This window comes from Sulfitobacter sp. L-8, assembly GCF_056859255.1.
In genome coordinates this window covers 20,797-31,006 of record NZ_JBSXOD010000040.1, presented here as the reverse complement: position 1 = coordinate 31,006, position 10,210 = coordinate 20,797, and the positions used below count along the sequence as shown (strand labels likewise).

The 10,210-nt window shown below is 56.7% G+C and carries 10 protein-coding genes and 2 pseudogenes; 5 read left to right on the top strand and 7 right to left on the bottom strand.

What is annotated here, in order from left to right; genetic code table 11:
- Window positions 1-274, top strand: a pseudogene (locus tag AC13DE_RS06125) (IS30 family transposase); the annotation flags it as partial.
- Between the two features lie 68 nt (window positions 275-342).
- Here the strand turns inward: AC13DE_RS06125 and AC13DE_RS06120 are convergent.
- The 4 genes from AC13DE_RS06120 to AC13DE_RS06105 form a co-directional block, all read right to left on the bottom strand.
- A complete protein-coding gene (locus AC13DE_RS06120) occupies window positions 343-1,113 on the bottom strand; it encodes an ABC transporter ATP-binding protein (RefSeq protein ID WP_274841135.1) in 771 nt (256 codons plus the stop codon).
- Window positions 1,110-1,859 carry an ABC transporter permease gene (locus AC13DE_RS06115; RefSeq protein WP_274841134.1) on the bottom strand — a complete coding sequence of 250 codons (750 nt, stop codon included), beginning with the start codon at window positions 1,857-1,859 and terminating at the stop codon, window positions 1,110-1,112. The genes AC13DE_RS06120 and AC13DE_RS06115 overlap by 4 nt, the downstream gene beginning before the upstream one ends.
- 76 nt (window positions 1,860-1,935) lie before the next feature.
- Window positions 1,936-2,970, bottom strand: coding sequence for an ABC transporter substrate-binding protein (locus tag AC13DE_RS06110; RefSeq protein WP_483047374.1), 1,035 nt, complete (start codon window positions 2,968-2,970; stop codon window positions 1,936-1,938).
- A 66-nt stretch (window positions 2,971-3,036) separates the two neighbouring features.
- Complete coding sequence (locus AC13DE_RS06105; RefSeq protein WP_483047373.1) at window positions 3,037-3,690, bottom strand: flavin reductase family protein; 654 nt, start codon at window positions 3,688-3,690, stop codon at window positions 3,037-3,039.
- Window positions 3,691-3,806: 116 nt separating this feature from the next.
- Between AC13DE_RS06105 and AC13DE_RS06100 the strand changes: the two genes are divergently transcribed.
- Window positions 3,807-4,445, top strand: a complete 639-nt coding sequence (locus tag AC13DE_RS06100) for a GntR family transcriptional regulator (protein ID WP_483047372.1) — start codon at window positions 3,807-3,809, stop codon at window positions 4,443-4,445.
- A gap of 133 nt (window positions 4,446-4,578) precedes the next feature.
- Here the strand turns inward: AC13DE_RS06100 and AC13DE_RS06095 are convergent.
- Window positions 4,579-4,866: pseudogene (locus AC13DE_RS06095) on the bottom strand (IS21 family transposase); the annotation flags it as partial.
- 130 nt (window positions 4,867-4,996) lie between these two features.
- Between AC13DE_RS06095 and AC13DE_RS06090 the strand changes: the two are divergent.
- Complete coding sequence (locus AC13DE_RS06090) at window positions 4,997-5,197, top strand: hypothetical protein (RefSeq protein WP_025054178.1); 201 nt, start codon at window positions 4,997-4,999, stop codon at window positions 5,195-5,197.
- A 268-nt stretch (window positions 5,198-5,465) separates the two neighbouring features.
- Window positions 5,466-6,830: an ISNCY family transposase gene (locus AC13DE_RS06085; RefSeq protein WP_483047371.1), complete on the top strand. Its 1,365-nt coding sequence runs from the start codon at window positions 5,466-5,468 to the stop codon at window positions 6,828-6,830.
- A gap of 139 nt (window positions 6,831-6,969) precedes the next feature.
- Here the strand turns inward: AC13DE_RS06085 and AC13DE_RS06080 are convergent, their stop codons facing one another.
- Window positions 6,970-7,812 (bottom strand): hypothetical protein, encoded by an 843-nt coding sequence (locus AC13DE_RS06080; protein ID WP_483047370.1) that lies wholly within the window; start codon window positions 7,810-7,812, stop codon window positions 6,970-6,972.
- Window positions 7,813-8,048: 236 nt separating this feature from the next.
- Window positions 8,049-8,645 carry a hypothetical protein gene (locus AC13DE_RS06075; protein ID WP_483047377.1) on the bottom strand — a complete coding sequence of 199 codons (597 nt, stop codon included), beginning with the start codon at window positions 8,643-8,645 and terminating at the stop codon, window positions 8,049-8,051.
- A 266-nt stretch (window positions 8,646-8,911) separates the two neighbouring features.
- On the opposite strand from AC13DE_RS06075, the gene AC13DE_RS06070 reads away from it, so the two are divergent.
- Window positions 8,912-10,165, top strand: a complete 1,254-nt coding sequence (locus AC13DE_RS06070; protein WP_483047369.1) for a Fic family protein — start codon at window positions 8,912-8,914, stop codon at window positions 10,163-10,165.
- Window positions 10,166-10,210: the final 45 nt, after the last annotated feature.

Below are 10,210 nucleotides of genomic sequence, written 5' to 3'. Positions count from 1 at the left end.
TCGATCGTGGGTTTGAGTTTTGAACCTGGCGCAAGCTCAAGTCCGGCATCGGCACCTATAGCGGTTTGTGCGGCCCGCAAGCACCTTGGCAGCAGGACCCATCGAAATTCTTAAAAACGGGCCCGCCACTACTTACCCAGCGAAACCCAGCTTGGCGCGCTTTTAAATCGCAGTATTAAGGGCGCTTTGCGACTGCCTGAAGAGCGCACCCAGAAAGTGTCTCGGATGGAGGCCGACTGAGGCAGTCAGGGAAGAATTGATGAAACAAAGATAGCGGAAACCCGCGCAACGGCTCTTGAGAATTCGTCCCTTAGAGAAACTCCCCGTCTTATTCACGCCCGGTCAAATATCGAGTTCAGCCCACAAAAGCTGAAAATACTCTTGGTATTTGGTATTACTCCGCAGCATTACTGGGTCGCGTTCTTCTCGGCTAAGATCAATGTCAATCATGTGTTTAATCCGTCCCGGACGGCGACTTAGCACCATCACTCGGTCGGCCATCGTCACAGCCTCCCCGATGTCATGGGTGACCAGGATCGCACTCTTGCGTTGTTTGGCGATGATATCCAGCACTTCGGATTGCAACAGTGTACGCGTCTGAAAATCCAGCGCCGAAAAAGGCTCGTCCAGCAAAATAACGTCTGGGTCCAGCGCCAGAGTGCGCATGAAAGCCACACGTTGGCGCATACCGCCGGATAATGTGCCGGGTTTAGAGGTTTCGAACCCCTTGAGGCCGTAAGAAGAGATAAGTCGATCTGCAATTTCATAGCGTTCAGCCGTTGCCATCCCTTTGACTTCGAGGCCAAGCGCAACATTGTCACGCACGTTGCGCCAAGGCAGCAGCATGTCCTTTTGCAACATGTAACCGACCTGGCCCCGCGCTTCGAGCACACGGGTGCCATCAACGTACACCTCGCCCTTGGTAGCGGGCTGGAGGCCCGCAATCACATTGAACAAAGTTGATTTACCACAACCAGATGGGCCAACGATGGCCAAAATCTCATCAGGTTTCAGGCTGAAATTGATATCGGTGAACGCGACAACTTCGTTTTCACTGCCCGGATTGAAAGTGACAGACAGATCTTTGGTTTCAAGGGGGGTAAAATCGCTCACCAACGCATCCTCCGGTCCAGTTCGGTAACGGCTCTGTCCATCAATAGCGCCACAACCATCAGGGCGATGATGCCCACCCAGACCCCATTGAGATCATAGAGGACCCCCGAATAGTAGACGAGATAGCCAAGCCCCGATTGCGAAGAAATGTATTCGCCGACAACCGCGCCGATCAACGCAAAGCCCACATTCAACCGCAGTGCCGACAACATCCAAGGTACGGCGGCAGGCACAACGACCGTGCGCCACATCTGCAAACGTGTCGCCCCCAGCGAGCGCATCAACCTCAGCAAATCCTTGTCCGTTTCCAAGGTGCCATTATACGTCGCAATCAGACTAACGATTAAGGTCAGTGCGGCGGCAATCGCGATTTTTGACTCGATACCAATCCCGAACCAAACGATAATCAACGGCGCAAAGGCAATTTTCGGCACGCCGTTGATTGCCACGATGAAGGGGCGCACGATCTTGGCCACCGTTTCGTTTAGCCAAAGGCTTAGGCCCAAAAAACTGCCCAAAGTGCTGCCGATGACAAAGCCGATGACGGCCGCCAACGCAGTCACAGCGGCATGACCAAAAATCTCGCCCGACATGGTCAGGTCATAGGCGCGGGCGGCGATGCCCGATGGAAACCCGTAAAGGTACGCAGACAAATAACCAGCCTTAACCGCGATTTCCCAAAGCCCGAAAATCACCATCGCCAAGGCGAGCTGACCGGGCAAATACTTGAAGGTAGACAAACGCATCACCGGCGCCCCTGAGTTTGAAGTTTGCTTGGCTTATTGCGTTGCGCCTTTGGCTCTGGCTCAAAGGCGCAACACTTTAGTTGCTGTTGGCAAGGGCGTCGGTTGCGGCCTGAGCGAAAGACATATCCACCATGTCCTCGAAAGCGCCCTCTCCCCGGACGGTGCCCGCCGCCAGATCATGGGCCATAATCGCGTCCCATTCTTGTCGTGTCACCAACGGGTTGCGCGGAACAACGCCCTCGGTTCCCAACAGGCGATCTGTGCCTGCAGCGACCGCTTCAGACGGGACCTGATCGAATTCTGCAGCAGACACGCGACGATAGATATCGGGCTGCGCGTGCAAAAGCGCCATGCTTTCGGCCAGGGCACTTACAAAGGCTTGCACGACCTCGGGGTTGCTTTGGGCGTAGGCGCGCGACACCATGGTGGAGGTAAAGGCGATTGGTCCCAAGACCTGCGCCAAAGGCAGCGATACTTGCAATCCATGCACGGTTTCAGCAATGCTGGCGTCCCATTCAAAGGCACAGCCCACATCCGCGCGCCCGTTCAGGACCGTTGGAATGATCGAGCCAAAGGGGCCTTCCATGAATTTCACACCAGCCTCGCTTGGATCGAACCCGCCCGCTGATTGCATGGCGTAGGTTGGCGATGAAACTGTGTTGGAGGGGAAGCGATAGGAGGCAATGGTCTTACCACGCAGATCATCGAGGGAATTGATCGTCACACCGGGCTTGGAAATGAACCACAGACCGATTGCGCCCGCCATTTTGGCGATCACCTGTGTGTCAGCGCCCTCTATGGCGGAATTGACGGCCATGCCCGTGCCGGTCATGGCGAATTCTGCGCGGCCAGCATTCAAGATCGAGATCGGTTCGGCCACCGAGCTTGCCGATGAAATTTCCACGTCCAAACCGTGTTTCTGAAAAATGCCTTCGCGCAATGCCGCATAAGCCGGGGTGTAGTTGGCGAGGCGCAGTGCTGTGGTGACTTTCACGGGGATCAGATCTTGTGCGCGGGCTCTGCCACCAGTGAGGGTCAGGGCGCTTGCTGCGCCAATCCCTGCAACAACCGAACGGCGCGAGAGTGTGTGAAGTTTCTTGGTCTTGTTCATGGCGTAACTCCTCAGTTGGTTAAAGTGTTAGATCGCGCGCTGATGACGCAGCTGCCCCATCGTTGATTAGGCGCGGCCTTCCAGACCGGCGCGGGCATCTTTATCGGACCCCGGCACGCGCATTTCGAAAGTTTCGCGCACGACGGTGTAGTCAAAATACCCAAGTCGCGCGATTGGCTGGATCGCGGCGATATCAAGACGACCATCGCTTTGGATGAACTGATCGTCGATATGAATCAGTTCAACCTGAGCAAACACCACATCCACTGTGCCCATGAATGAGTTGCCCTTCTGTGTGTGGGTGCTGAGATAACGGCACTCAAACTTGCAGGGGCTCTCCTTGACCATCGGCACGCCGCCATTTTCGGCGTAGACCCGTGTCACATCAATCCGGTCAAATTCGCTTTCGTCCGGCGCAAGCGCCATTGCGGTGATGTTCACGGCCTCGCGCAGGTCGTATGTCGCCAGGTTCCAAGCGAACCACCCTGTTTCCTCGGCATTGATCACCGTGTCCTTGCGCCGCCCATCGGGATAGCGGTTGGCCGCAAACATCACCATCGGAGGATCAAACGTCAGGTTGTTCCATTGGCTGTAAGGCGCGATGTTTTCTACGCCGGTTGCGCTGATGCTCGACAACCATCCAATCGGGCGCGGCACGGTGCAAGCTTTGAAGGGCGAAAACGGGAGGGGGCACGACTCGGAACCGGGTGCGTATTTCATCAATCTTCCTTCTGCTTGACTGGGTAAACTCAATAAATATACCGCCGATATATCGGTGATATGTCAAGCTTTCAGTGATATGGAATTGTCTAACTGGGATGTAAGGACCGCTTTGAATGGCCAACAAGACACAGCAAGCCATTGAACTTCTTCAACGAATGATTGAGACAGGGCAACTTGCTCCGGGAACGATGATTTCGGAAAAGGTCTTAGTGGATCTTACTGGATTGGGCCGAACACCGGTCCGCGAAGCGATCCACCGCCTAGCTCCGAGCTACATGATTCGCATTCACGCCAGCAAAGGAATCGAAATTCCTGCGATCACCGTAGAGGACCAACTCAGTCGACTGGAAGTCAGACGGGCGGTCGAGGTCTTGGCGGTAGAATTAGCCTGCAAGCGGGCGGATGAAAACCAACGCCAAGCGATGTGCAGACTTGCTGACGCGATGAATCAAGACTTCACCTTGCAAGAATACACGAACACAATCCGAGACACTCATGGTTTGATCATCGACGCCGCGCGCAACCAATATCTCGGTTCAATCATGTTGCCGTTACAAGGGTTATCGCGTCGTTTTTGGGTCGTGCACGTGTGTGACGAAGCCCTCGAAGTTGGTCGTGGCCGTGACCTACACCGCCGGATTTTGAACGCGATCGCCGATGGCGATAGAGACGCGGCACATTCAGCTTCGCTGGCTCTCAATGATTATTTGGTGGAGTTTGCGATCGCAGTCGTTTCCCGCCGCGCCGATTGAAACGGCTATTGGCAGTGCGGTTTCCCGCGGCTCTGTCGCTCAAATTCGTCAAGAGGTTCATCTCGTGAATCCAGCGTAGTCGTTGGCTTGCATGAGCGAACCGATACCTCCGACAAACAAGATCAGGAACTCAGCCGCCATCAAACCCACACTCATCCCGCAACCGCTCGAAGATGCGCTTGGCTGTGTGACGCTGTTTGCGGGGACGAGCTTTGTCCTCGGCAAGCCACTGGTCGCTCTGATCCGTGAAAGGATCCAGCTTCGGCCGCCGGATCGGCGCCATCCGCTGATACCAAGGCGGCTCCGAATAGGCCAACATCTTCGCAACACTGTCCCGGCTGATACCGAAATCCCGGGCAATCTGGCGCCCGCTCAAGCCATCTTGGAAGTGAGCCCGACGCACCTTCAAATACAAGTCCACGGTGAATATCCCCAAGCCCTCCCGAAATCCGAAAGGGCAAAAGTGGCCGACTTTTACGCCGCCCGCGACACCACAGCGGCGCTGCTACCGTGGCCGAGTATTGCTCCGCCGTTCACAATTATAGGGGGGGGTGACCGACTTCGCCAACTTTGCGGCCGACCAGGCTACTAAAAACCTCACGGCTTTTGCCGAGATCACTCGCAAAGCACAGACCGAAGCTGTTGAACTGCTTGTTGCCGCTGGCAAAGAAGCGTCGAATGAGGCTGCTGCTGCCGTTCAGAAGGCCGCAAATGATGCAACCAAATCTGCAAAAAAAGCTGCTGCTGCCTAAGCATTTGAGATCTGCATTCAAACGCGAGTTGGACGGCCGGCGTATAGACAGCTTGCCGTCCGATTTCCTTTGTACAATCGTTTGATAGGGATGCTCAACGAACTCGAATTCAAAGGTATGACAGGTTCTCAGTATTCAGCGAAAAGGCAAGATAAATTAACATAAGATTGACTTTCGGATTCCTTGGGGTGTAGCCGCAAAGCTAAAATGTCACCCATGAGCAATTCAGGAATGTCACTCTCCCTTCTTAGACTAAGGGAGATAGTGCATGGGACGGGTGGTTATGAGCGAGCGCGAGCTGAAGCGCGTGGAGGTTTTGGCGCAGGTCGATGATGGGCGGTTGAGCGTCGATAATGCAGCAAACATGCTGGCACTGACGCGCCAGCAGGTTTTCCGGTTGTTGAAGCTTTATCGTCAGGATGGCGCGTCGGGGATCCGACATAAGGCGCGCGGGAAGCCTCCGAACAATCGTATCCACAAAGCCAAACGGGATTACGCGCTGTCGCTGATCAAAGAGAACTATCCCGACTTTGGGCCGAACCTGACGGCGGAGATGCTGGCCGAGCATCATGGGTTTGAAGTCTCGCGCGAGACGGTTCGCAAGTGGATGTCCGGTGCCGGTCTTTGGCTCTCGCGCAAACAGCGCCAGACATTTCATCAACCCAGACTTCGCCGAGAGTGTTTCGGCGAGCTCATTCAGATAGACGGCTCGGAGCACCGCTGGTTCGAGGATCGGGGCGATCCCTGCACCCTGCTCGTCTTCATTGACGATGCGACCAGCACGCTCATGGAACTGCGCTTCGTCACGTCTGAGAACACCTTCAGCTACTTCGAAGCATTGGAACGCTATCTAACGACGCATGGCCGCCCCGTCGCGTTCTACAGCGACAAGCACACGGTCTTTCGCGTGCCAAAACCCAGCGAGCACATGACCGGCATGACCCAGTTCGGGCGTGCTCTGGCAGAGCTGCAGATCGAGATTCTCTGCGCCAATACCAGCCAGGCCAAGGGCCGCGTGGAACGTGCGAACCGGACGTTACAGGACCGCCTGGTCAAAGAGCTGCGCATCGCAGGCATCTCCAACATGGAGGACGGCAACGCGTTCCTCCCTGGCTTCATGGCGCGCTATAACGACAGGTTCGCAAAGCCCGCTGCCCGTCCGGACAATCTGCACCGTGCCTTGAACGCCGCACCGGATCGGCTGGCCGAGATCTTCTGTCTGCGCAACAAACGCTATGTCAGCAAGGACCTGACCCTGAAGTACGACCACAAACGCATCCGGCTGGAGGTCAACGATCTGACGCGCGGTCTGGTTGGTACATACGCCGACACCTACGAATTCCCAGACGGGCGCATCCAGGTTCGGCACAATGGCATCGCCCTGCCCTGCACCATCTTCAATCCACATCAGCAGCGCGTCACGCACGCCGCGATAACAGACTACAAACATCTCAGCTCGGTCCTCGCCCATATCAAGGCTGAGCAGGACAAGGCCGCCGCCAGAGCCGAGGTGCACCCGGAAAGTGCCAGAAACGGATACCGGAAGAACGGACGCCGCAACAACGGCTGGAACACCCTCGCAGACCGCAAGCGAAACGCGGACCGCAAAGCCAGCCAGGGCTCCGATAATTGAGGTCTCCGCCCTGTCAGGCTTTGCTCACGTCGCTACCAGTGGTGACATTTCTACTTTGCAGACCGGGTGACATTTCTACTTGGTTGCAACAGACATCTGTAGCGGGGCTTTCATGGACTCCAAGTCCGAGCAAGCGAAGCTACCGGGATATCTCCCCTTCCAGCACCGCTCGTCCGTGCACCGCCAAGGTTGCTGAAAACCTCTGGCACCCAAACTTGCGGATAACATCGAGCACCCGCGCTTCGTAGGCAGCGTGTCCGATCAAGCGACACAAGTCGGACGCGTGGAACTGGCGGTTCGCAGTTGGTGCGGCTTGCATCTGTCTCAGCAATTCGCGCTCTTTGGGGTCCGTTATTGGTCTCGCGGGCGGCTTGACCGCGGGACGAGTTGGAGTTCCCGAAGAATTTCGCCATCGTCGCATGAAGCCAAGCAGGAAGCCGGCCGGCACCTTTCCGTTGCCTCGGGACCGGTTGAAGGCGAGGAAGCGATCCCAGATGACCTGGGTGTCGATGTTCCAGCAAGGCAACGTGGCCTTCGCTGCTTTGATGAGCTCTGCCCAACTGGTCTGGAAAACGTTCGAACTCGCGGTGATTTCGATCAGCCCTGAGAAGATAGTTTTGTTATTATTTTCTCTAGATAGTGATGTGTCGCCTTCACCTGACACGAGATCATGGGTTTCACTCTCCTTGTCGAAGGCGGAAAACCGAAAGATCCAGGGCGCGAACTTGCCATTCGGCTTCGCCCGCTCGAGCTGCAACTGCGACGTCTCAAGTTCGCTCAAAAGAACCGAAAGATATTGTCGTGAGACACCCATCTTCTCCGCTAGGGCAGAGAGGGTGAAGGCTGCCGTTCCGCGCGACAAACCGTTGTAGCCATCCTTCCAGGCGATGGCATCGAGGATGAGGGTAGCAAGCTTGTGCGCAGCAACAGAGAGATTTGTCTGCGTGATCCGTCGCAGGATCAGGCCGGTCGTAGGTTCCATGGTCGAGGTCTCCTTGGAGAACCGACGCCATGTCGTGAGACAACAACATTCTTGCCAGCAAAACAACTTTGCTGCTTGCAGGTGTTTTAGCGGTGCGCTAGGAAACTCTTGTTCACGGAGTTTTCTAGCACGGCGTCAGGCTTCACGGTCTGGCGTCGTCTCCTTTTCGGGGGCTTTGCACAGCCTTCCGTGCGGGGTTGTCAGGACGCGCGCGGTAAAACCGCGCGCAGATTTTGTCAGTAGCGAACCTCTTCAGAGCCATAGTTCCCGGCGTGATCGCGCCAGTCGACGAAGACGGAACGGTAGAAGTAGCTGCCGCATCCATTCGGGATGCTCAGTCCGGATGCGGTCGGCACTTGGCCCACGTTGGACCTTGTCCATCGGTAGTCGCCCTGCACGCCGTAGGACCCCAATCGCGTGGAGTCGCTGCGATTGCAGTCGCCATCTCGGTTTTCATGCTGGCGGTACTGGATGTGATAAACGCGAATGCTACGCACGAAATCAAAGGCGTCGCCTGAGATGTCGATGTCGGCTTGCTCATCTGCTTGGACGCGAACAAGGGGGATCGGAGTCGATTCCTGCGGTTCGGGCGGATCGCGGAACGTGATGTCATAAAGGCGTTCCATGGGCGACATCGGGTTGGGATCGTTGAACGACACACCCATCGGACACCGCCAGATTTGCAAGGGCGGCTCGATCGGCCATGGCGTGATCCGCCGAATGAAGACCGCTCTAGCATGCTCGCAGGGCGCGGAGGCAGGCCAGCCCCCCGCAAGGCAGAGGAGGATTGCACAGTCCACCTGATAGGCCTGAGCCGGACCGGACGAGGCCATTAGTCCGGATATGCTTATTGCCGTGGCTGTGGCCACGCCGTGGATCACGTGCTTCATGATGCCGACTCCATCTATAATGGTGCAGCGATACGAAACAACATTAGTGATAGCAAGGAGATTTGATTGATGGTTGCGCGCAAGTCTTGCCTTTGTCGCTCATCATATTCTCGAGCCTGGCAGCGGGCCGCGGAGGAGTTGCGGCCAAAGAACCGGCCAAATTGGCGGACGGTATGCCACTTTATGAGTCGGCAACCTCATGATAGTCTGTGGTTTTAGAAGAGGTGATTTATGGCCAGCAAAGCGGCCAGAAAGCAGGACAAGTGACAACCCCGGATGATGGAGAAACGGTAGGACTGTTCGAGCCACTCATGGTTTCTGAAGGTGCACCAGCGCGCGCGGGTCTAAACGATCTCGCGCTCGAGCTGGCAGAAAAGTCTGCCGCGTTCCGGAGCGGGTTGCCTTCCTCCGTCTCGGAGGCGTTGGCAGATCTCGTGCGGGCGATGAACTGCTACTACAGTAACCTCATCGAAGGGCACGACACCCATCCCATCGACATCGAACGCGCGATGCAGGGCGACTACAGCGCCGACCCCAAGAAGCGGAACCTTCAGCTCGAAGCCAAAGCACATGTGGCGGTCCAGAAATGGATCGACGAGGACGGCATGGCGGAACAGCCAACCGCGCCCGCGTCCATTATCGAGCTGCATCGCCGCTTCTGCGAGCTGCTGCCGCCTGAGCTTCTCTTCGTCGAAAACCCGAAGACGGGCGAAAAAATACCCGTTGTGCCTGGCGAGCTGCGGACGCGCTACGTTGAAGTTGGGCGGCACGTTGCCATCAGCCCTGGAGCGGTACCGCGATTTCTCGAACGTATGCACAAGGCTTACAACCTCCCAGGCAGGATCGAACCAATCCTAGCTGCGGCTTGCGCGCATCACCGGCTTCTCTGGGTGCACCCTTTCCTCGACGGTAACGGGCGTGTTGCCCGCCTCATGTCTTACGCCATGCTGCGCAGAACGCTCGATACACGCGGCCTCTGGTCTGTGGCGCGCGGGCTTGCACGTGAAGAGGCCGCCTACAAGGAGCACCTGGCCTCCTGCGACGGTCCTCGCCGTGGAGATCGCGACGGGCGTGGGACGCTCAGCGAAGCCGCGCTTGCTTCCTTCGCCGGCTTCTTCCTGCGCACCTGCATTGACCAAGTGGAGTTCATGGAAAGTCTTATGCGACCTGATCGGCTGCGTGACCGTATCCTGATCTGGGCCGAAGAAGAAATCCGCGCCGGAGCGTTGCCTCCAAAATCCGATACCGTGTTGAAAGCCGTCCTCTATCAGGGGCAGATCGAACGTGGAGAGGTTGAGTCTATACTTGGCACGAGCGATCGCACCGCACGACGGGTGACGTCTGCGCTACTTGAAGCAGGGGCTTTGTCATCGACCTCGACCCGCGCGCCGCTCAAGCTGGCGTTTCCTGCCAAATATGCAGGTCGCTGGATGCCCGGGCTGTTTCCCGAAAAAGACACATGAAGTTAGGCGCAATGCGGTGATAGTTGACGGTCTCAAAGAAATGGC